At 70.7% G+C, this 21563-nt stretch carries 17 protein-coding genes; 5 read left to right on the top strand and 12 right to left on the bottom strand.

What is annotated here, in order from left to right; genetic code table 11:
- Nucleotides 1-22: 22 nt before the first annotated feature.
- The 3 genes from ACZ7CH_RS06305 to ACZ7CH_RS06295 are packed head-to-tail and all read right to left on the bottom strand — an operon-like array spanning nucleotide 23 to nucleotide 3426.
- Nucleotides 23-1003, bottom strand: coding sequence for a TolB family protein (locus ACZ7CH_RS06305; protein WP_360386847.1), 981 nt, complete (start codon nucleotides 1001-1003; stop codon nucleotides 23-25).
- On the bottom strand, nucleotides 1000-2265 hold the full coding sequence (locus tag ACZ7CH_RS06300; protein WP_470373304.1) for an MFS transporter: 1266 nt from the start codon (nucleotides 2263-2265) through the stop codon (nucleotides 1000-1002). The genes ACZ7CH_RS06305 and ACZ7CH_RS06300 overlap by 4 nt, the downstream gene beginning before the upstream one ends.
- A 27-nt stretch (nucleotides 2266-2292) precedes the next feature.
- Complete coding sequence (locus ACZ7CH_RS06295) at nucleotides 2293-3426, bottom strand: glycosyltransferase family 4 protein (protein WP_470373303.1); 1134 nt, start codon at nucleotides 3424-3426, stop codon at nucleotides 2293-2295.
- 88 nt (nucleotides 3427-3514) lie between these two features.
- Here ACZ7CH_RS06295 and ACZ7CH_RS06290 point away from each other — a divergent pair, with 88 nt between their 5' ends.
- Together ACZ7CH_RS06290 and ACZ7CH_RS06285 are read left to right on the top strand one after the other, a co-directional pair.
- Entirely contained in the window at nucleotides 3515-4285 is a 771-nt protein-coding gene (locus ACZ7CH_RS06290) for a GumC domain-containing protein (protein ID WP_360386839.1), read from the top strand.
- A gap of 4 nt (nucleotides 4286-4289) precedes the next feature.
- Nucleotides 4290-5672 (top strand): O-antigen ligase family protein, encoded by a 1383-nt coding sequence (locus ACZ7CH_RS06285; RefSeq protein WP_470373302.1) that lies wholly within the window; start codon nucleotides 4290-4292, stop codon nucleotides 5670-5672.
- A gap of 17 nt (nucleotides 5673-5689) precedes the next feature.
- Here ACZ7CH_RS06285 and ACZ7CH_RS06280 read toward each other — a convergent pair whose 3' ends face one another.
- Complete coding sequence (locus ACZ7CH_RS06280; RefSeq protein WP_360386834.1) at nucleotides 5690-6637, bottom strand: right-handed parallel beta-helix repeat-containing protein; 948 nt, start codon at nucleotides 6635-6637, stop codon at nucleotides 5690-5692.
- Between the two features lie 245 nt (nucleotides 6638-6882).
- Here ACZ7CH_RS06280 and ACZ7CH_RS06275 point away from each other — a divergent pair, with 245 nt between their 5' ends.
- The gene (locus tag ACZ7CH_RS06275; protein ID WP_470373301.1) at nucleotides 6883-8346 is read left to right on the top strand and encodes an oligosaccharide flippase family protein; all 1464 of its coding nucleotides are present in this window, start codon (nucleotides 6883-6885) and stop codon (nucleotides 8344-8346) included.
- Nucleotides 8347-8406: 60 nt separating this feature from the next.
- The gene (locus ACZ7CH_RS06270) at nucleotides 8407-9228 is read left to right on the top strand and encodes an APH(3'') family aminoglycoside O-phosphotransferase (RefSeq protein WP_470373300.1); all 822 of its coding nucleotides are present in this window, start codon (nucleotides 8407-8409) and stop codon (nucleotides 9226-9228) included.
- A gap of 12 nt (nucleotides 9229-9240) precedes the next feature.
- Here the strand turns inward: ACZ7CH_RS06270 and ACZ7CH_RS06265 are convergent, their stop codons facing one another.
- From ACZ7CH_RS06265 to ACZ7CH_RS06240, 6 genes are all read right to left on the bottom strand, one after another.
- Complete coding sequence (locus ACZ7CH_RS06265) at nucleotides 9241-10437, bottom strand: glycosyltransferase family 4 protein (RefSeq protein ID WP_458434445.1); 1197 nt, start codon at nucleotides 10435-10437, stop codon at nucleotides 9241-9243.
- Nucleotides 10438-10439: 2 nt separating this feature from the next.
- On the bottom strand, nucleotides 10440-11597 hold the full coding sequence (locus ACZ7CH_RS06260) for a glycosyltransferase family protein (protein ID WP_470373299.1): 1158 nt from the start codon (nucleotides 11595-11597) through the stop codon (nucleotides 10440-10442).
- A 17-nt stretch (nucleotides 11598-11614) separates the two neighbouring features.
- The gene (locus ACZ7CH_RS06255; protein ID WP_470373298.1) at nucleotides 11615-15580 is read right to left on the bottom strand and encodes a DUF4082 domain-containing protein; all 3966 of its coding nucleotides are present in this window, start codon (nucleotides 15578-15580) and stop codon (nucleotides 11615-11617) included.
- A gap of 277 nt (nucleotides 15581-15857) precedes the next feature.
- A complete protein-coding gene (locus ACZ7CH_RS06250) occupies nucleotides 15858-16715 on the bottom strand; it encodes a COG1361 family protein (RefSeq protein ID WP_360386821.1) in 858 nt (285 codons plus the stop codon).
- Nucleotides 16716-16782: 67 nt separating this feature from the next.
- Nucleotides 16783-18285 (bottom strand): sugar transferase, encoded by a 1503-nt coding sequence (locus tag ACZ7CH_RS06245; protein ID WP_360386819.1) that lies wholly within the window; start codon nucleotides 18283-18285, stop codon nucleotides 16783-16785.
- 376 nt (nucleotides 18286-18661) lie between these two features.
- Nucleotides 18662-18877 (bottom strand): RNA-binding S4 domain-containing protein, encoded by a 216-nt coding sequence (locus tag ACZ7CH_RS06240; RefSeq protein WP_360386817.1) that lies wholly within the window; start codon nucleotides 18875-18877, stop codon nucleotides 18662-18664.
- 91 nt (nucleotides 18878-18968) lie between these two features.
- Here ACZ7CH_RS06240 and ACZ7CH_RS06235 point away from each other — a divergent pair, with 91 nt between their 5' ends.
- The gene (locus tag ACZ7CH_RS06235) at nucleotides 18969-19652 is read left to right on the top strand and encodes a DUF2306 domain-containing protein (protein WP_470373297.1); all 684 of its coding nucleotides are present in this window, start codon (nucleotides 18969-18971) and stop codon (nucleotides 19650-19652) included.
- A gap of 269 nt (nucleotides 19653-19921) precedes the next feature.
- Here the strand turns inward: ACZ7CH_RS06235 and ACZ7CH_RS06230 are convergent, their stop codons facing one another.
- Both ACZ7CH_RS06230 and ACZ7CH_RS06225 read right to left on the bottom strand, forming a co-directional pair.
- Nucleotides 19922-20338 carry an SLATT domain-containing protein gene (locus ACZ7CH_RS06230; protein WP_360386813.1) on the bottom strand — a complete coding sequence of 139 codons (417 nt, stop codon included), beginning with the start codon at nucleotides 20336-20338 and terminating at the stop codon, nucleotides 19922-19924.
- Nucleotides 20335-21537, bottom strand: coding sequence for a DUF4231 domain-containing protein (locus ACZ7CH_RS06225; RefSeq protein ID WP_360386810.1), 1203 nt, complete (start codon nucleotides 21535-21537; stop codon nucleotides 20335-20337). The genes ACZ7CH_RS06230 and ACZ7CH_RS06225 overlap by 4 nt, the downstream gene beginning before the upstream one ends.
- Between the last annotated feature and the right edge of the window lie 26 nt (nucleotides 21538-21563).

Raw genomic sequence — 21563 nt, 5'->3', positions numbered from 1 at the left:
TCACCGCCGAGGGCGCCAGGGGCTACCGCACGGGCACCGGGGACGCGGCGGCGGTGATCAGCACCTTCGGCGCGGTGGAACCGTCGGCGCGCACCTCGTAGATCGACGAGCGCTTCTCGTCACCGTTCGTCGCGGCGTAGGCCAGGGTGTCGCCGTCCAGCCACGTGGCCTGGTCGTCGATGCCGGTCGTGCCCTCGATGACGGTCTCGGCGTTCGTGCGCAGGTCGGCCACCGCGAGCCGCCACGGCCCGGTGCGCGAGGTCCGCTTCTTGTAGGCGACCTTCGTGCCGTCCGGTGACAGCGACGGGCACTCGGCGGTCTGCCGGACGTCGGCCATCGTCCGCGCGACCAGGTCGCCCTTCATCAGCCACGTGCGGCCGGCCGTGGCCATCGTCGCGTAGAACGTGCGGTCGTCCTGGGCGACCGTGACGCCCCAGAAGTTGATGTCCGCGGCGGTCATGACCTGGCCGCCGACGGTGGACCGGAAGGTCTCCAGCGACTCGACGAGCGTGCCGGAGGCCAGGTCCAGCACACCGGTCCTGGTGGAGAAGCCGCCCGGCACGGAGTAGGAGTCGCCGGTGACGAACGTCGTCCAGGAGACCACCTTGCCCGACTGGGAGACCCGCGCCCGGCTCGGCGTGCCCGGCAGCGCGACCGTGCGGAGCACCTCGCCGTCCGCGTCCAGGACGGCGGCCTCGTAGGACGGCCCGATGCCCGCGAGCCGCAGGCAGACCGTCGTCCCCGCGGCCACGTAGACCCGCTGGCACCGCAGCGCGGTCGGGGTGCGCTTGCCGCCGGGGTCGGCGAGCGCGACCTGGTCGACCTGGCCGTCGTAGCTCTCCAGGTCGACGAACAGCAGTCCGCCCTGCACCGGCGGCGCGGCGCTCGCCCGCGCGTCGTCGCGCTTGGCCACGGTCCAGGCGACGAACCCGCCGCCGCCGAGCAGCACCAGCACGATGGCGGCGATGCCGATGGCGACGCGGTGCCGGGCGAGCGCGGTCACGCCGCCACCTCCGCGTCGGCGCCGGTGCGGCCGCGGCCGGTGAGGACCAGCACGGTCCCGAGTGCGGCGAGGAGCGCGACGGCGGCCACGAGCACGGCCCAGCGCATGTCGAGGAAGGTCAACAACACTCCGAAGAGGACGGACGAGAGCAGCCGGGCGACGGCCTGGCCGGTCTGCAGGATCGCGAGCCCGCTCGCCCTGATCGACTCGGGCACCAGCTCCGCTCCGTGCGCCATCAGCACACCGTCGGTAGCGGCGTAGAAGAGGCCGTGCAGCAGCAGGACCAGGCACACCACCGCGATTCCGCGACCGCCGAGGACGAGCAGCGCGTACACGCCCAGCAACGCGACGTGGCCGACGGCGAACATCCGCCAGCGGCCGAACCGGTCGGCCACGCGCCCCAGCGGCAGCGCGGCCAGCAGGAACACCAGCGCGGTGCCCAGCGGCAGCAACGGCAGCAGGCTCGTCGGCACCCCGGCGGTCTTCTGCAGCACGACGAAGACGAACGCGTCGCTGATCGTGGCGAACCCGAGCACGGTGGCCGCGACCGACGCGCCGCGGAACCTCTTGCCGCGCAACAGGTGCAGGCCATCACGCCAGCGGATCTCCGGCCGGGGCGCGGCGACGGCGGTGCGCGGCGGGCCGGGCACGAACGTCACCAGCACGATCACGCCGACCAGCGCGAAGCAGAAGCTCACGCCGAAGACCAGGCTCGGGTCGGCGCCGAGCTGGATCATGATGAGGAACGTCACCAGCGGGCCGAGCATCGCGCCGAACGTGTCCATCGCCCGGTGCAGGCCGAACGCCCTGCCCAGCACGGGCGCCGGGGTGGCCAGGGAGATCAGCGCGTCGCGCGGCGCGGTGCGCAGGCCCTTGCCCGCGCGGTCCGTGGCCACGACGGCACCGATCGCGGCGGTCGAGGCGCCGGCGAACGGGAAGAGCAGTTTGGACAGTGCCGAGATCCCGTACCCCGCCAGCGCCACCGCCCGGTACTTGCCCAGCCGGTCACCCAGGTGGCCGCCGACCAACCGGAGAAGGACGGTGGCACCGCTGTACAAACCGTCGAGCAGTCCGAACTGGACATACCCGAGCTGCAGGACGTAGAGCACGTAAACCGGCATGAACGCGGTGACCATCTCCGCGGACACGTCGGTGAGGAGGCTCACAGCGCCCAGTGCGACGACCGTGCCGGGCACCTTCCCGGCGACGCCGGTGCCGCCGGCCGCCTCGACCGGCTTGGTGCGCGCGGAGGCCAGGTACATCGAGCGTCTCTCCTCCGCTGCGGGAACCTAGGTGCGGACCACCTGCCGCGCGACCGCGACAACCTCGTCAGCTGCGCGTTCCCACGAGTAGTGCTCGCGAACGGCAGCCGCCTCGGCGGCCGTTCGAGTGAACACGGTGTCATCCGCGAGCAGGCGTGCGACAGCGCCAGCCAGCTCTGCTGGGTCATCGGTTGCGACGAGGGCGCCGTTACGGCCGTCCTCCACGATCTCGGGCATGGCGAAGGCCTTGCGGGCCACGCACGGCAGGCCGCGGGCCAGCGCCTCGACGAGCGCGATGCCGAAGCCCTCGAAGCGCGACGGCATGACGAACACGTCGTGGTCGTCGTAGATGCCCGCCATCGCGTCGATCGGCTGGCGCCCGAGGAACGTCACACCCGGCGGGACCTCCCCCGGCAGCGGCCACTGGGCGGGGCCGACGACCGTGAGCGTGATCCCGGGGTCGACCTCGGCCCGCAGCCGGGCGACGGCGCCGAGAACCTGCGGGCCGTTCTTGGTGAAGAAGTCCTTGCCGACCAGGAGAAGCCGCCGCCGTGGTCCGTCGACCCGGCGCTGCCGCACCTCCGCGGGCACCTCCTGACCGGTCCACGCGGCCGACGCGCCGGGGTTCACGACGTGCACCCGTTCACGTGGCACACCCGAGACGTTCACCAGGTGGTCGGCGAACCACCGGCTCATCGCCACGACCCCGGCGGCGCGCTCGTACATCCCGCGCTGGCGGTCGCGAAGCCGTTCCAGGTCACCGCGCTCCAGCGACGGGAAGTGGACAAGTCGCCCGTTCTCGTCCATGTGGTCGAAAAGCACGTCGTAGCTCAGGTCCTGGAGGATGAGGAACGGCGCGCTGACCGGTGCGAGGTCCTGGATCTGCAGCACCACGTCGCACGGGTTGGCGCGCAGGCTCCGGTCGAGGCTCCGCTCCCCGTAACGGCGTGCGAGAGCGGAGTGCTTCCACATCGACACCCAGCGGCCGTCGACGCGCCGGGCGTTGACGGCCTTGAAGGCGGCGCGCACCGCCCCGGGGTAGGTCAACCCGACGTCGACGACCTCGATACGCTGGCGCAACGCGTTTCTGAGGTTCCAGGGGGTGTGCGACCACGTCCCTTCCGGACGGGGGTCCCACGCGCAGGCGAATCCGAGGCGCATGGGGCACACCATAGCGGCGGGTAACGGGGAGCCGGGGCGACGCGATTACCGTTTCGTACAGGCGACTGCCCCGCGACTTGAGGTGAGCATGGATTTCTGGAAGACCATCAAGGTCCTCCTCCGCCGGTGGTACGTCGCTCTGCCCGTGCTGTTGCTGTCCCTCGGTGGTGCGGGGGTCGTGTTCGCATCGGTGCCACCGGAGTACGAGTCGACCGGCACGGACCTGCTGACGGTGCCGAAGGCCGGCGCCACGCTCGACCCGTCGAAGCCCTCCGGGATCATCAACCCGTTGCTGGCGTTCGACGCGAGCCTCACGACCACGGCGCAGCTGCTGACCCAGGTGCTGCTCGACCCGGCGGTCTACGCGCAGCTGACCCGGAACAACCCGGACATCGAGTGCGAGGCGGGCGACGGCGGTCTGCGCGGTCCCTTCGTCCAGGTCGTCTGCAAGGCGCCGACCCCGGAGGCCGCGCGCGCCACCGTGGACGGGGCGTTCAAGCGGCTGAGCCAGGAGCTCGTCGAGCGGCAGCGCAAGCTCGGCGCGCCGGAGTCGACGTTCATCAACGTCGAGACCGTCGTCGCGCCGACCGAGGCGACACTGCTCGTCGGCGGCAAGCTGCGGGCGGCGGGCGCGGCACTCGCGCTGGGCCTCGCGGCGAGCCTCACATCGGCGTACATGATCGAGAGCTTCATGCTGCGCCGCAAGAAGCCCGAGGCGCGCAAACCGGAGCCCAGGAAGCCGGACGACCCGAAGTGGCCGTCCGACGAGGGCGAGCGGCGCGCCACCCCGGCCGCGCCCCAGCACCACAAGCTCTCCAACGAGGCGAACCCGACGGTGCGCATCGCCCGGCCGGGCTGAGCCGATGCCGAGAACACCCGTCCACCCCCGCACGCTCACCCGCACCGACGGCGCCACCCTCTCGGTGGTCTACATCGCCGTGCTGGTGCTCGTGCCGTCCCGGCTGGTGCTCGCCGGCATCCCGCTCGACATCCGGCCGTCGATGCTGCTGGGCTTCGGCCTCGGCATGTGCTGGCTGTGCGCGCAGATGGTCGACAACCTCGGCATGGCGAAGGGGCGCAGCGGTGTCCGCACCGCGATCTTCCTCTTCGCCTCGTCGCAGATCGCGACCTACGGGTACGTGACCCTGCGGCACATGCCCTACGACGAGCTGAAGTCGGCCGACCTGAGCTTCGTCACGATCGTCTCGCTGATGGCGGCCGGTCTGCTGATCATCGACGGCGTCCGCACCCTGGACCGCCTCGACAGGGTGCTGAAGTTCGTGGTGATCGCCTGCACGATCATGGCGGTCATCGGCATGATGCAGTTCTTCACCGGCTTCGACCTCACCAAGTACATGGCGATGGTGCCGGGCCTGCGCTCGGTCGGCACCGGTGAGGCCGTGCTGGCCCGTGCCGCGTTCCGCCGCCCCGGCGGCACGGCGGGCCACCCCATCGAGTTCGGCGTCGTGTGCGGTCTCGCCGTGCCGCTGGCCGCGCACTACGCGTTCCGCACGAAGAAGCGCAGGCAACCCAGCCGCCGCTGGTGGTTCTGCGTGCTGATGCTCGCGATGGGCGCGGTCGTGTCGCTGTCCCGCTCGGCGATCCTGGGCCTGCTGGTGGCGGGCATCATCCTGCTGCCGACGTGGCCCGCCAAGCAGCAGCTGCACACGATCCTCGCCGCACTGGGCTTCCTGACGGTGCTGCGCGCGTTCGTGCCCGGCCTGGTCGGCACGCTGCTGAGCCTGTTCCGCAACATCTCCAACGACCCGAGCATCCAGGGCCGCACCGACGACTACGCGAGCACCGAGGCCACGATCGAGCAGAACCTGTGGCTGGGCCGCGGGTTCGGCACCTACCTGCCCACCAGGTACGGGCCGATCGACAACCAGTACCTCGGCTCGCTGGTGGAGAACGGCCTCGTCGGCATGCTCGCGTTCCTGTTCCTGTTCATCGCCGGCATCTACGCGGCAGCGGCGGCCCGGCGGCTGAGCACCGACCCGCACGTGCGGGACCTGTGCCAGTCGCTGCTCGCCTGCATCGCGATGCTCGGCGTCTCCAGCGCCACGTACGACACGTTCGCGTTCAAGATCGCGAGCGGGCTGATGTTCGTGCTGCTCGGGTGCGCCGGCGCGCTGCTGCGGATGCAGAAGGCCGCAGCCGCGACGATGGCCTCGGCGCCGGTGCCTCCGCTGCCGCTCACGGCGACGTCCCCTTCCCGCGCTGTGCGGGAGGGGACGTCGCCGTGAGCGCTGCCGCGAGCCGGTCAGTTCTTGACGGCCGACCCGTCCTCGTAGGTGTTGTTCACCCACTCGACCTGGCCGTCGAGCCGGGCAGGGCCGTAGACGAAGCCCTTCGTGAAGACGTTGTCGCGGATGACCCGGTTGGTGCCCTTGGGGTCGAGGTAGATCGTGTAGTTGCCGCCGTTGAGGAAGTTGTTCGCGATCAGGATGTTCGACGGCGAGCCGAACTCACCGCCGACGAGGATCGCCGACGTCTGGTTCTTCGGGTTCTCGATCCGGTTGTGGCGGATGGTGATGTTGGAGCCACCGGTGATCTGGATGCCGTCGTTGTGGTCGCCGGGACCCTTGCTCAGGTCGTGGATCCACGAGTCGACCAGGCTCGCGCCGGTGTCCATCTTCACGCCGTCCGAGCAGCCGCTGATGTTGATGCGCACCGAGGTGACGCCCCCGTAGCCGACGCCGTACTCGCAGTCGTCGGAGCCGATGATCTCGACGTCCTGCACGGTGAGCCGGGTGAACTTGTCCACGAGGTAGACGCCCCACTGGCCGGTCGCCCTGACCTGGCTGCGGGTGATCTTGACGTCGTTCGCGGTGACGCGCACCGAGCAGGGGATCTGCTTGCCGTCGATGACCGTGCCGGCCTTGTCGATCAGGTACTCGCCGCCCTTGCAGGGCAGTGGGGCGAGCTTGACGCCGGTGTGCGCCCAGCCGGTGTTGTCGGGACCGGGCCAGCCCCCTGCGGCGGGCGGTGTGGGGGTCGACGGGGGCTTGGGCGTCGTGGTCGTCGGCAGCGGCGGCGCGACCGACGACTGGGTGCTGCTGGGTGCGGCGCTGCTGGAGCTGGCCGGGGCCGGCGAGGACGTCTCGGTGGACGTCGGCGCGGCACCGGTGGGGTCGCCCTCCTCCGCTCCCGCTCCGGCCTTGCAGCCAGCGAGCGCCAGCGCGGCCGCGATCACCACAACAACGGACAACCGTGCCGGCCGACCATTGTTCCCACAGGTCACGGCCCTATCACGGGCAGTTCTCATGAAGAATTCCTTCGCGTGATCATTGTGCAGTACACGGCGGACACCGACCAATGTCACCCACGTCCGTCCAACCGCGACTTCGCGGCAGCACGGCACTTCTTACCCCATGGCCCGGCGGTTGCCAAACCCCCGCAACCAATTTCCCGAGCCATAGGAATAATTGATGACCCGTTGCGCGGGGAGTACGCATGACCGGCGAAGAACCGATCACCACCACAAAAGACGCCGACCACCTGGCGAAATCCACTTCAGGCGGAAAGGTCCGCCGCGCACTCGGCTTGAGCTTCCTGAACACGGTGTTCGGCAAAATTGGAACGCTGCTCACAGGAATCCTCCTCGCGCGGGTTCTCGTGCCGGAGGACTTCGGTGTCTTCGCGGTCGCGCTGGTCGCTCTCGGGGCTCTGCTCGCGATCAACGAGCTCGGCGTCAGCCTGGCACTGGTGCGCTGGCCCGGCGACCCGAGGGAGATCGCGCCGACCGTCACGACGATCTCCATCGCGTCCAGCGGCCTGCTCTACGCCCTGTGCTGGTTCGCCGCGCCCGCGTTCTCCGAGGCGCTGGGGGCACCCGACGCGACCGGTGTGGTGCGGCTGCTGTGCCTGTCGGTGCTGATCGACGGCGCGACGGCCGCGGCCACGCAGTTCACCAACCGCGAGTTCCGCCAGGGCGCCCGGCTCGCGGTCGACATGTCGAACCTGGTGCTCACGACCGGGGTGACCGTGGCGCTGGCGCTGGCCGACCACGGGGCGTGGAGCCTCGCGTGGGGCAGGCTCGTCGGCAACGCGCTGTCGGCCATCCTGTTGTTCCGGCTCGTCGCGCTGTGGCCGAAGCCCGGTTTCGACCGCAGGCAGGCCCGTGAGCTGATGACGTTCGGCCTGCCGCTGGCCGGGGCGAGCCTGCTCGTGTTCGCGATGCTGAACGTGCACTTCGTGATCACCGGCTCGCTGCTCGGCGCGGTGGCGCTGGGCCTGTACCTGCAGGCGTTCAACCTGTCGAGCTGGCCGGTGAACATGTTCTCGGTGGTGATCCGCCGGGTGTCGCTGGCCGCGTTCGCCCGCGTGCAGGACTCGCCGGCCGAACGCGAGGCGCTGCTGGCCAGGTTCACGACGCTGCTGATGGCCGGCGCGTTGCCGGTGTGCGCGCTGCTGGGCCTGCTGGCGCTGCCGACGGTGACGACGCTGTACGGGCACAACTGGGCCGGGTCGGCCGCCGCGTTGCAGTTCCTGGTGGTGCTCGCGATCGTGCGGGTGGTCACCGAGCTCGCCTACGACTACCTCGTCGCGCTGAACCTGCCCTCCCGCACGATGTGGTTGCAGGCGGGCTGGCTCGTGGTGCTGGTCGCGCTGCTGCCGCTGGGGGCGATGTGGGACGGCATCCGCGGGGTGTCGGCGATGCACGCGCTGATCGCGGTGTTCCTGGTGCTGCCCGCGTACACGCTCGCCGTGACCCGCACCGGCGTGCGCCTGCGCGTGCTGCTCGCGGCGGTCGCACGGCCGGCGCTCGGCTGCGCGCTGCTGGCCGCGGTGGTGCTGGTCGTCCGGTGGCTCACCGAACCGTCGGTCCTCCAGCTGCTGCTCGGCGCGGGCCTCGGCGGTGCCGTCCACCTGGCCGTCGTGTGGCCGCTGCGCAACCTCGTCAAACACCTCGGCTGACCGCTCCCGACCGCGTTGCGCGCGGTAATCCGGTGGAGGGCGCTGGCTAGGATGATCTTCATGGCTGGGAGGTCACCGGTTCCCGAGTGGGAGTCCCTGCTCGTCCGGCGGCTTCCCGGCACGTGGGAGCCCGTCACGGGTGGGGAGTCGGGCGCTCGTGTCCTGCGCAGTGCCGACGGCTCGCGGTACGCCAAGTGCGTACCCGCAGAGCAGCAGGACCTCCTGGCACGGGAACGGGACCGGGTCGACTGGCTCAGCAGCAGCGGTGTCCCGGGCCCGGTGGTGCTCGAATGGGTCGCCGACGCCGACGCCGCCTGCCTGGTGACCAGCGCTGTCCGCGGGGTGCCCGCCGACAGCATGCCGGCCGACGCGCTTCGGCGGGCGTGGCCGTCCATCGCGGAGGCCGTGCGCGGGTTGCACGCGTTGCCCGCAGGCGACTGCCCGTTCACCCGGGACCTGGGGCAGATGTTCGCCGTCGCCCGGGACGTCGTCGCGCGGGGTGCGGTCAACCCGGAGTTCTTGCCGGTCGAGCAGCAGCAGGCGGCTCCCGCAGAGCTGCTCGCGAGGCTTGCCGTGCAGGTCGACCGCCGCCTTGAGCAGGAAGCCGCCGACACCGTCGTCTGCCACGGCGACCTGTGCCTGCCCAACATCATCCTCGACCCCGGCACGGCCGGCGTCGCGGGCTTCATCGACCTCGGACGCCTCGGCCGGGCAGACCGGTACGCCGACATCGCCCTGCTGCTCGCCAACGCCAGGGAGACGTGGGAGGACGAGGACCAGGCCATCGCCGCCGACGACGCCTTCGCCGATGGCTACGGCATCGCGCTCGATGTCGACCGGCAACGGTTCTACCTCCACCTGGACCCGCTCACCTGGGGGTAGCCCGCGGTCCGGTCAGCGGCGGGTCGCGGCCGCGTTGGCGTCGTCCACGGCGACGCGGCCGCGCAACCGTTCGACCTTGCGGCGCACCTTGTACGCCGCCAGACCGCTCGTGGAGCGCACGACGTCCAGCAGGTCGGTGCCGGCCGTGCGCGCGGCGATCTCGTACTCCTGCTCCTGCAGCTCGGCGGCACGGCGCAGGCTGAACCGGTCGACCACGAGCTTGCGCCCGAACTCCCCCAGCTCGGCGCGCAGCCGCGGTGACTCGACGAGCCGCCGCAGAGCAGCCGTCAGCGACGGCACCCCGTCCCCGCCGAAACCCCACCAGCCGCCCGACAGGAACCCCGGCAGGCTCTCCTCGGTGACCAGCTCGCTGAACCCGTCGAGCCCCAGCACCACCAACGGCTTGCCGAACGACAGCGCGCGCAGCGCAGAGCCGCCCATGCCGGCCGCGATGTCGGCGGCGGCGTACGCGGGCCGGGGGTCGGCGAGCTGACCGGTCAACACGACCGCACGACGGCCCGCGCGCGCGTTGGCCTTCTCCGCGCGTTCGGCGATCTCGGACCGCGCCGGACCGTCGCCGACGATGGCCAGCTGGGCGTCGTCGAGCTCCGCCACCGCGTCGCACGCGGCCAGCAGGCCCGGCAGCTTCAGGTCCGGCACGAGCCGCGACACCGCCACGACCAGCGGCGCGTCGGTGAGCCCGTGCCGGGCGCGGAACCCGCCGTCGGCGAACCCCGGGTGGTCGCCGTCGGTGTCGACGGGCGGCTCCAGCAGCGTCACGCGGTGGTGCCCGGCGGCCACGGCCTCCTGGCGGATCTGCTCGGTGCCCACGATCAACGGGATCGAGCGCGGGAAGAACGGCACCACCGACATCGACATCACGGTCGCGATCGGCGCGGCCGTGCGGCGGATCCCGGCGCCGTACAGGGCCTCGAACGCGGGCGGCCACTCGTAGCCGTGCACGACGTCGATGCCGCGCGAGCGCACCAGCCGGTTGATCGTCGAGACCACCCGGCGGTCGGGGCGCTTGCGCCGCAACGGGATCTCGACGTGCTCCAGGCCGTGCGCGGCGACCAGCGGCACCAGCTCCCCCGGTTCGGACACCACGACCACCTCGTGCCCGCGGTCGCGCACGGCCGCGGCGAGCTGGAGCGCGTTCAGCTGGGAGCCCCCGAGCTCCATGCTGTGGGGGTAGACGACGACCCGCATGCTCACCTCTGCCGGGAACCTTCCGCGACGCGCAGGCCGATGGCGCCTGCCACCACCGCCGCGCGGGCCTGCCACGAGTGCTGCTCGGCGAAGCGCTGCCGGCGCGCGGGGTCCTGCGGCGCCCTGAGCGCGGTCAGCACCGCGCGGGCGAGCTCGACCGGGTCCCCCACCGCCACCACGTCGGGCGACTCGGCAGCGAGCCGGAGCGTCGCGGGCAGTGCGCTGCCGACGACAGCGCGCCCGGCAGCGAGGTACTCCAGCGTCTTCAACGGGAACGAGGCGCGGTTGAACGCCGTGTCCGCGTACGTGGTGAGCCCGACGTCCATGCGCCGCAACCACTTCGGCAGCTCGGCGAACGGGACCGCGCCGGGGTGGTGCACGTTCGGGCGGGCGACGAGGGCGGGGAACCGCTCCGGCTCCCACGCCGGGTCGCGCGGTCCGACGAGCAGCAGCCCGATCCCGGTGTCCGCCACGGCTTCGAGGTACCGGATGTCGATCCGGTCGGTCAGCTGCCCGACCACACCGGCGACCTCGTCCGGGAACCCGTCGGGCAGGCCGGCGGGGACGACGGACTCGATGCCGCGGTAGGCCGCCGTGTCGCAGCCGTTCGGCACGACCACGGGGTCCGCGCCGAGCTCACGCCAGCGCGCGGCCAGCTCCGGTGTCACCGCGAGCACCACGTCCGTGCGGGCCAGTGCCGCCTTCTCCTGCGCGCGCAGCCGGGACGCGTCCTGGTTCATCAACGCGGCACCGGAGACCCAGTCGTCGGTGCCGTACAACACGTTCAGCGCGTCCCAGCGGCCGAGCACGTCGTCGAAGGAGCACGCGATGACGGCGTGCGGCCTGCGCGGGAGGTGCTGCTTCACCTGGGCCCGCACCAGCGGCCACGTGGTCGCGCGGATGCCGGGCCTGGTGAGGCCCGGCAGCGCGATCGGGGTCAGGCGCGTGACGCCGGGGAGGGCCTCGCGCACGGAGGGACGCCACGACCGGCGGGTGCTGCCGATGCCCCGGTACCGCTGGGGCGTCACGGGTGAGACCGGCGGGTCCACCCACAGCACGTCCGCGTGGGCCGTGAGAGCTTCGGTGAGCTGGCGTTCGGAACCCCGAACGCCGTCCCACGTCACTCCCGAGAACAGCACGACCAGCGGTCGTGGCGTCACTCAGATCAACTCCTGTGTCAGCTTCCCGGGGTGAACACGACGTCCACCCAGTAGTTCGCACCGCCGAAGGTGTCACCGGGGAAGCCCGTGCCACCGCGGAACACACCGTTCGGAGATGCTGCCGCGGCCAGCGGCGGACTGCTGACCGCCGACCGGTTGAAGTACCCGGCGTCGGCGGAGTAGCGGCCGACGGTCGTCGTGTACGAGGCCACGTACGTCTGGCCGGCGGTGATCGGCACCGGGGTGTCGAACACGAGCGTCTGCCAGCCGGTCGCCGTCTCGTTCACGAACGTGCCCGTCGCGAGGCTGGTGCCGTTCGACGCCCACAGCGACCCGGTGTGCGTGCCGGTGTTGCCCGCGCCCTTGTAGAACTTGACGCCGGCCACCTGGCCGTTGACCGCCGCGGTGAACCGCACGCCCAGCTCGTAGGCGTTGTTGTCGTTGGACGACGTCACCGCGGGCAGGGCGGCGGCGCTGAACAACGAGCACGGGCAGGTCGCGGCTGAGGTCGTCGTGAACGACCACGTGGCCGGGCTGGTCGTGGCGTTGCCGTTGACGTCCAGGATCCGCAGCTCGGCCGCGTACTGCGTACCCGGTGCGAGCGGGGCGTCCGGCGTCCAGGTCACCGTCTTGCCGTCACCGGAGACGGCGAACGCGCCGGAGGTGCCGGCCCCACCGGGGTCCTTGAGCGAGAGCTGCGCCGACGCCACGTCGACCGGCTCGTTGAAGGTGGCGGTGACGGTGGTGTTCAGCGCGACACCGGTGGCTCCCGGCGCGGGCGTCCTGGCGGTCAGGATCGGCGGCGTGCTGTCGCCGTTCGCGCCGTTGCGCCAGATCACGTCGACCCAGTAGTTCGTCGAGTTGTACGTGCCGGTGGGGAAACCACCGCCGGTGCCGTAGCGGTACACGCCGTTCGGGCCGTCCACACCGGACTTCAGCGCGTGCAGCGAGTAGTAGTCGTGGCTGGAGTTGAAGCTGCCGTTGGTGGCGGAGTAGCGGCCGTTCGGCGCGTAGTAGGACACCACGTAGGTGGTGTTCGCCTGCACGTCGACGGGCTGGTCGAACGTCAGCGTCTGCCAGCCGCTCGCCGTCTCGCCGTTGAACGTGCCGGTCGCGAGCCGCTGCCCGCTCGAGGACCACAGCGAACCGGTGTGCGTGCCGGAGTTGCCGAAGCCCTTGTAGAACCGGACGCCCAGCACCTGGCCGCGGCCGTCGAAGCGGATCTTGGTGCCCACCTCGACCGCGCCCGTGTCGCTCACCGCGTTGACGGCGGGCGCCGCGAAGTCGTCCCACACCGTGCACGGGCACGTGGCGCCGCGCGGGGTACCGGTGGTGAAGGACCACAGCGTCGGGCTCGGCGTGTTGCCGGACAGGTCGGTCGCCTTCCCGGACACGTCGTAGGTCGTGCCCGGCAACAGCGGGTTGTTCGGCGTGAAGGTGGCCTTCATGCTGTTGGCCGCCACCGAGATCGTGCCGGACACACCGCCGTTGGGGCCGTTGACGAGGATCTGCGCCGAGCTCGGCGTCACCGGCTCGTCGAAGGTGATGCTGACCGCCGGGGTCAGCGAGACGCTGCCCTGCTGGTTCAGCGGGTCCGTGGACAGCGTGCCGGGGGCGCGGGTGTCCGGACCGGGGTCGAGCGCGAAGATCGGGTCGACCCAGTAGTTGGCGTTGCGGTAGCTGTCGGTCGGGAAGCCGGACGACCCGCCGCGGAACACGCCGTTCGGGTTGCCGGAGACGCCCTTGGCCGCCGACAGCGGTTCCAGGCCCACCGCCGCGCTCGTGAAGTAGTCGGCGTCACCGGCGTAGCGGCCGTTGGGCGCGAAGTACGACGCGACGTAGGTGGTGTTCGCCGAGACCTGCACGGCGGTCGGGAACGTCAGCGTCTGCCAGCCGGTCGCCGTCTCCGCGCCGAACGTGCCGGTGGCCAGCCGCTCACCGCCGGCCGACCACAGCGAGCCGGTGTGCACGCCGGTGTTGCCGGTGCCCTTGTAGAACCGGACACCGCGGACGTACCCGTTCACGCTGGACTGGAACTTCACGCCGAGCTCGATCGCGCCGCCGTCGTTGGTCGACGGCACCGCCGGGGTGGCGTTCTCCGTCCAGATGGTGCACGGGCAGTCGCGGGCGAGCACGGTGACGTCGCGGCTCACCGCGGCCGAGAGGTTCGCGGAGTCGTCGACCGCGCGGACCTTCAGCGTCTTGGGACCGGCGGCCGAGAAGGTGTGCGTGTAGTTCCACGACGCCGTGCCCGCGGTCCAGTTGGCCGGGTGCCAGGTGGCGCCGTTGTCGACCGAGACCTCGACGCCGGCGACGCGGCCCGACGAGTCGATCACGGTGCCGTTGAACGTGTAGCCGGTGCCGACGGTCGGCGAGTTCGTGGTGCCGAACGCGACCGACGGCGGTGCGGTGTCGGTGCTCGCGGTCGTGGCGAAGAGGTTCGGCTCCAGCGTGGTGGGCTGGACGCCCATGTCCGCCAGCAGGTTCACCGTCGCCTGCTTGATCCGGACGTCCGAGGTCGGCTCGTCGGTGCGGAACGCGTGCTCGTCCTCCAGGCCCCACGCCCACTGCACGGTGCCCGCGCCGAAGACCAGCGCGCCGGAGGAGTGCCTGTACAGCGTCAACGCGTGCGTCTTCGTGCCGCTCCTGTAGAGGTCACCGTGGTTCTGCAGGACGTACTGGCCGTCCATCGTCACCGTCGTGCGCGACAGCTGCGCCACGCCCGGCGGCTGGAAGCCGTTGTCCTCGACGGAGTCCCACTCGTAGCCCAGGGTGCCCGGCTTGAAGGAGTAGGCGCCGGTCGTCATGGACGCGAGCGGGGTGTTGCGCCACAGCCGCATCTTGCCGTAGGCGGCGGGGACGACCAGGGAGTCGTCGCGGCGGCCGTTGACCGTGAAGATCTGGCCCAGCAGGGCGTTCTCCGGGTTCGCGCCGTTGGGCGAGGTGGTGAACCGCGGGTCGCGCCAGGTGCCGGTCCACTCCGGGCTCGGGTCGATCTTGGCGCTGGCCTTGGTCTCCTTGTAGGTCACCACGGTCCGCCAGTCCGTCGGCGAGGAGCCGAGGCTGGGGGCCCAGCGGTGCTTCCAGAAGACCTCGTTGCCGGTCATGAACGCGAGGTGCACGCCGGCGGCCCGTGCGTTCTCCACGGCGGTGCGCTGTTCCCTCGACCAGTACTCGTCGTGGCCGACGGCCATGAACACCTTGTGGTTGAGGATCAGGTTGCCGCGGCGAGCGGTGTCGGCGTTCGTGGTGTAGCTGACGTCGTAGCCGTTCTTCTCCAGCCAGGTCAGCATCGGCACCTCGGCGTTGAAGATGAAGTTCTCGTCACCGGTGTTCGCGATCGGGCGGTTGTAGCTCACCGCGTAGGCCGAGCCGCCGTCACCGGGACCGGAGCCGTAGTAGAGGCTGTTGCCGCCGTAGCGGTTGTAGGCGTGCCAGGTGGCGTCGGAGGTCTGGAAGAAGATCTTCGACCGGCTGGAGTCGTCGCGGATGACGAACGCGATCTCGTTCTCACCGCCGGTGTCGTTGCGGTGCAGCACGGCGTAGTAGAGGCCGGACACGGTGTCGGAGGGCACGTCCCAGGTGAGGGAGACGGCCCAGTTGCCGCAGTCGACCAGCGCGACGGCCGAGTCGGGCAGGCAGTCGACCGGCTGGCTCTGCGGGGTGGTGCGGTCGAGCTGCTTGACCAGGCGGGCGCCGGCACCGCCGTAGTAGCCGAGGCGGAAGATGTCGATCCGGTAGGACAACGCGTCCGTCTTGACCTTGAACTTGACCTGTCCGCCAGGAGTCGAGCTGATGTCGGTCGTGTAGCCGACGATCGAGTCGTCGAGCGAGTTGAGCGACCAGTTCGCGTCACCGGTCCTGGTGTTCTCGCACGCGACCTTGTTCACCACCGGTGCGTCGCACGGCGCTGCCTGCGCGGCCGGGGCGAGCACCACGGCCGGCACGACCACAGCGGTGGCCAGCACCGCTGCGGCTGTCACTTTCGCACCCATTGATCTCAGGCGACTCCTGGGATCGGACAAGGACATGGGCGTCTACCTCTTCTTCCTGCTTGCTGCCCCAGACGATGGTTGCCACGAGCACACCGCCGCCGCACCTCCAACCGGCTCTCCCACCAGCCCAGGGCGACTCTCCACAGTGAACTTCGGGACGATACCTGCGTTCGTTACAAGGAATTCCGCTGAGCGGCCCAACGGTCGCGATTAGTCCGATCAGCGGAATCACTTGTGTCACAACGCATTGACGGGGAGCGATCAACTACCGGCAGCTGACCAGGACCAGGCTGACGACTGTGCACTGTGTACTCGCGGCGTCATTGCCCGTGTTCGGGTCGATCGGGTCCGAACCAGTGCGGGCCGCGCGGAACTCGTAGTCCAGCCCGATGTTCAGCAGCCGCACCGGGACCGAGAACGCGAGCTTCGTGCTCGCACCGGGTTCGAGGCGCGGCACCGGGCAGGCCACCGTGTTGCCACTGGCGGTGCACGTGCCGTTCACCCCGGTGATGCCCGGCGGCAACGTCGTGGTCACCACGCCGCTGAGCAACGCGTTCGGGCCGTGGTTGGTCACGTCGACGGTGAAGTCGATGCGCGGCACCAGGATTCCGAGCCGGGGCGTACCGGTGACCTTGGCCACCTGCAGGTCCGCTTCCGTGTGGACGGTCAACTGTGGACCGTCCACGGGGAACGTCGCGTAGTTGCTGCCGGACAGCTGCGCCTGGAGCGTGCCGGTACCGCCGACCGCGTCCTGCTTCACCGCGAGGGTGAACGTGACGGTCGCGGACTGGTAGCCGCCGAGCGCCTCGGCCAGTGCCGCGCGGTAGCCCGTCGGGCCACTGGGTCCGGTCAGCGTCGTGCAGCTGGCCGCACCGGTGCAGCCCACCAGGGTCGTGTACTCCGCGATGGCCCGCGGGGCGCCGAACAACCTGGCAGAGGGCTGCAGGACCGTGAAACCGTTGATGTTGGTGAGCTTCACCGTCACCGTGAACTGCTCGCCCGGTCGCACCACGGCCGCGCTCGAGGTCAGTTCCACCTCGGGCGGGGCCGCCGTGGCCGGCACCGCCGCAGCGGCGCCGAGCAGTCCGGCGATCGTCGTGATCGCCAGCGTTCGCCGAAACATCGTTCTCCTCCGGCTCGTCGTTGTTCCAGACCGATCCACTCCCCTCCCCCTGGAGGCCTTGGGCACCTCAGTACGCGCCGTGGCCGCCGAAGACGGCCCGGAACGTCTTCCACAGGATCACCGCGTCCAGGGCGAGGGACCAGTCCTCGACGTAGCGCAGGTCCAACCGCACCGACTCCTCCCAGGAGAGGTCGCTGCGCCCGCTCACCTGCCACAGCCCGGTCAGCCCCGGCTTGACGAGCAGCCGGCGCCGCACGTCGGAGGAGTACCTCGCGCTCTCCTCCGGCAACGGCGGGCGGGGGCCGACCAGCGACATGGCGCCGGTGAGCACGTTGAGCAGCTGCGGCAGCTCGTCGATCGAGTAGCGCCGCAGGAACGAGCCCACCTTGGTGATGCGCGGGTCCTTCTTCATCTTGAACAGCAGTCCGTGGCCCTCGTTGGCCGCGGCGAGCCTGGTGCGCAACGCGTCGGCGTCGGTGACCATCGTGCGGAACTTGATGATCGTGAACGGGACGCCGTCCTTGCCGACGCGCTTCTGGCGGTAGAACACCGGACCGCGGCTGTCGATCATCACGAACGCCGCGACCGCGAACATCAGCGGTGCGAGCAGGAGCAGCAGGAGGAACGCGCCGACCTTGTCGACGACGCCCTTGACGAGGCGGCGGAACCCGGTCAGCGCCGGTTCGCTCACCCGGAGCAGCGGCATGCCGAGCACGGCGCTCATGTGCAGGCGAGGACCGGCGACCTCCATCAGGCCCGGCGAGACGACCATCTCGGTGCCGGAACCCTCCAGCGCCCAGGCGAGCTGCTGCAGCCTGCGCGGAGTCCAGTAGGCGTCGGGGGTGACGGCGACGATGCGGTAGCCGCCGCGGCGGACCTGGTCGGCGAGCTCGCGCAGCTGGCCCACGACGGGCACGCCGTCGACGTCGGGACCGACGCGGCCGCGGCCGTCGAGCGTGCAGACCGCGTCCACGCGCCAGCCCAGGTGGGCCATGCGGCGGGTGCGGTGGATGAGGTCCTCGACCGTTTCCAGGTTGCCCGCGGCCAGGACGGAGAGCATGAACCTGCCTTCACCGCGACCGCTGTGCAGCGGCCGGCGCAGGAGGTAGCGCAGGGGGAAGGCCACCAGGGCGATGGCGGGCACCACGACGAACACCCACAGGCGGGCGCCGGGGATGTCGACGGCGAGCGCACCCAGACCGAGTGCGACCACCGCCCCGAACAAGCCCCGGCCGAGTCGCCGGAACTCCTCGGCCCCCTGACCGAGCACGGCCGGCGTCCAGACCCGGTTGAGGGTGAGCGAGCCGACCACGACGACTACTGTGAGTATGTCCAGCAGGGCAAGGGAAAGCGGGCCGAAGGCGGCGTGCCGCGAGTGCATGACGGCGCCCACCGCCACGACGACCAGCACCGTCGTCAGCACGTCGGCCGTGATGACGGCGTAGCGGTAGCGCGTCTCCCACCGTGCGATCGGCGGGTGCGTCTGTCTGTGTTCGTGGCTGCGTTCAGGACTGAGCGTCGAGCCCCGCCCGTGCACAGCGTCACGGGCAGAGCGGACCTGCTCACTCATCGTTGTGATCTCCCCGGCTCAGCGGTGATTCCGGACGTGCAGGTGCGCAGGTCACCCCGAGGACCTTTGGTGCTCCGCGCAGACCGCACAGCCCCTCCCACAGGGCGGTGCCGGAAATCCCGGAGCTTGCAAACCGTGATTCGCCCGCTCCGGCGTCCGCGTTACAGGCTGTGGAAAAAAGTTTCCTCCGCGCCCGAATGGCGGACGTGACGTGCGTCTCACCATCTGGAAACCGAGCAGCCACAAGACGATTGGCGAAGTCCACAACGGACACAAATGTCACGCGCGGTATGAGCCGATGGTCGGAAAAAGGTCTTCAGACTCTGGTGCTTCGACCTGTTTTGAGCGTTGTATTACCGCCGAACGGAGCAATCACCTACGGCCGAACGGAAATGCGCACCTCTTCCCGGCCGACCACCACCACGTCACCCGCGCGCAGCTGCGCACCCCTGCGCAGCTCCACGGCACCGTTGACGTGGACCTCTCCGTCCTCGATGAGCTCCTTCGCGTGCGCGCCGTCGTCCGCGAGCTGGGCCAGCTTGAGGAACTGCCCTAGCCTGATCGGCTCTTCCGAGATCTCCACCGTCCGCATGAGCCGCATCATCCCAGTAGGGCCGTCCCCACTGCTCGCTCGGGGGCGCGCACCAGGGCGAACGGGTGACGTCGTTGACAGGCTCACGGTCATGAAAACTTCGTGGGGGTACACCGCCTGGTTGGCGGTGTCGGGACTGGTCGCGGTGGGCATCACGGCGTTCGCCGCGAGCGCCTACGTCACCCTGGACGTGGCGCAGGCGCGGCCGGAACTGCACGGGCCGGTGCATTACGGCCTGCTTGTCGCGCACATCTTCACCGGAACGGTCGCGGTCCTCGCGGGCGTCTCGCAGTTCTGGCCGCGGCTGCGGGCCAGGCACCCGCGGGTGCACCGGGTGCTGGGCCGCGTGTACTTCGGCGCGGTCCTGCCGTCGTCGTTGCTGGGCGTCGTGTGCGCGCAGCTGTCGTTCTACGGGCTGGCGTCCTCGGGGCCGCTGGCGCTGCTGTCCGTCCTGTGGTTCGCGAGCGCCGTCCTGGGCCTGCGGACGGCACGGCGGCGCCAGTTCGGCGCTCACCGCATCTGGATGATCCGCGGGTTCGCGCTGACGGGCGCCGCCGTGACCGGCAGGCTGTGGGGACTGCTGCTCGGCGGCCTGCTGCCCGAGGCGGACGGGCTGCTGGTCTTCGCCACCGCGAACTGGCTGTCGTTCGTGGTGAACCTGCTGGTCGCCGAGTGGTGGATCCAGTCGCGGGGCTACACCCGCGCCTTGCCCTCCACGGCCGACAGGCCGAGCATCTCGAGCAGGTCGGCGCAGTCCAGGGCGTCGGTCGCGTGACACGCCACGGTGCGCGCGGCCTTGCTGTTCTGGATCGTGCTGTGCTCCTTCTCCGCAGCCTTGGCCTCGGCGAAGGTGCCGGTGTCAGGCTCAGCCAAAGGGGTACGCGCCCAAGTCATGTCGTGCCTGCTTCCGCATCGGGGGATGTGGTCATCATGACAACGGGATCACCGAAACACCAGAACTAGTGCTTTCCGTAATCGATCGTCCACGGAGCGTGCAAAACGCGAAAACGCTTTCCGCGGCTGTTTTTGATCAATTACCGGGAATCAGCGCCCGTACCTGAGCACGGACTCCACTTCGGTCACGAATGCGACGAGGCGCTCGTCGTCCACGTCGTCGGGCGTGGGACCGTCCACGGCGAGCCGTTGCAGCGCAACGGATGCCGCGGCGTTCTCCCGCGCCAGCCGGCGGAAGCCGAACGTCGCCTCGTACGCGGTGACCGCGGTGGCAAGTGCCGCAAGGGTTGTGGCCGCGAAGCCCCACACCGCGCGGCGCGGTCCGTCCGCCATCCCGGCCGCGGCCGCCGCGGCGGCCGCGATGAACAGCGCGGCGGCGATCGCCACCGTCCACGTGCGAGCGCTGGAGTACCGCCTGCGACCGCGTTCGAAGTGGTCGAGGCGGTCGGAGAACCGGTGCCGCAGGTACGCCTCGACGAACTGGGCCTGGCGCTGCTCGTCGCTCATGTCCGCACCACCTCGTGCTTGCGGTCGCTGACCGCGGCCTCCAGGTCCGCCACCCGGTCCTGCCGCTCCTCCTGCGTGCCGGGAGCGGGAGCGGCGAGGTGGGCGAAGTACAGCGCCCGCAACCGTTCCGCGCGGGCACGGGCGGTCAGGTACCTGTCGAGCGACTCCCGCTTGCGCGCCACGATCGTGATCGCCGCGGCGAACGCGCCACCGGCGACCACGAGCACACCGGGCCACGGCGTCTCGTTCAGCCACGTCTGCAGCGCGCCGAACACCGTGGTCGTGAGCCCGCCGGCGATCGCGAGGACCGCGAGCAGCCGGTACCGGTTCTGCTCGGACTCCGCCTCCGCGTCGAGCTCGTGGAACACCGGCGCCACGACCTGGTTCGCGTCGTGGATGGCGTCGGCGAGCAGCGGGTAGGCGACCACGAAACCGGGGTCGACGAGCGGGCGCGGTTCCGGTGCCCGGTAGCGGACCCGCGGCCAGATCCGCGGCGGCATGACGGGCTTCTCCTCGCCCAGCAACCGTTCCAGTGCGGTGACGACCTTGCCGGGTCCCTCGTCGGCGTGGACGACGGAGACCTTGCCGCTGCGCACCAGCACGGCGAGGTCGCCGGTCAGGTCACCGGTCGCGATCCGGTCGGCCAGCCCGCCGGTGCCCGCGACGACGAGCAGCGGGTGGTCGCCGCTGAGGTGCTCGACGACCTCCTGCTCGCTCTCGCCGCCGACGACGAGCGCGACGGTGGCCTTCTTGCCGCGGATCGCGTCCACCACGCGGAACAGCACCGGTGTGGCGTCCGTCCACTCCGAACCGGGGACGACGACGGCGACGCCGTGGTTGGGTTCCAGCGCGACCTGGTCACCGGTGGGGGTCTCGGTGCGGTCGTGCACCTTGCTGGAGGGTGCGACGCCGACCACGACGGGCCAGCGCCCCTCACAGGCCTGCAGGGCCAGGCCCAGCAGGTGGACCACACCCCTGTCGGTGCCTTCGGTGACGAACACGGCGCCGTTGCGCGCCGCGATCACCACCACGGATCTGAGCACCGGCAACAGCTTCGCGGCGAGATCCGTCTCGATGTCCGCTGTGGAGCCGAACACGGGGATCACCGCGCGGCCTCGGGGCAGACCGAGGGAACGGGGCCTTATGTCGGCGTCCGGCTGGGACAGCCGGGTGACCGTCGGGCCGCCTGCATTGGGCATGCCGCGCACCATAACGTCGTGATCGA

This window comes from Lentzea sp. NPDC037011 (genome assembly GCF_055607425.1).
This window is presented reverse-complemented; position numbering and strand designations above follow the sequence as displayed.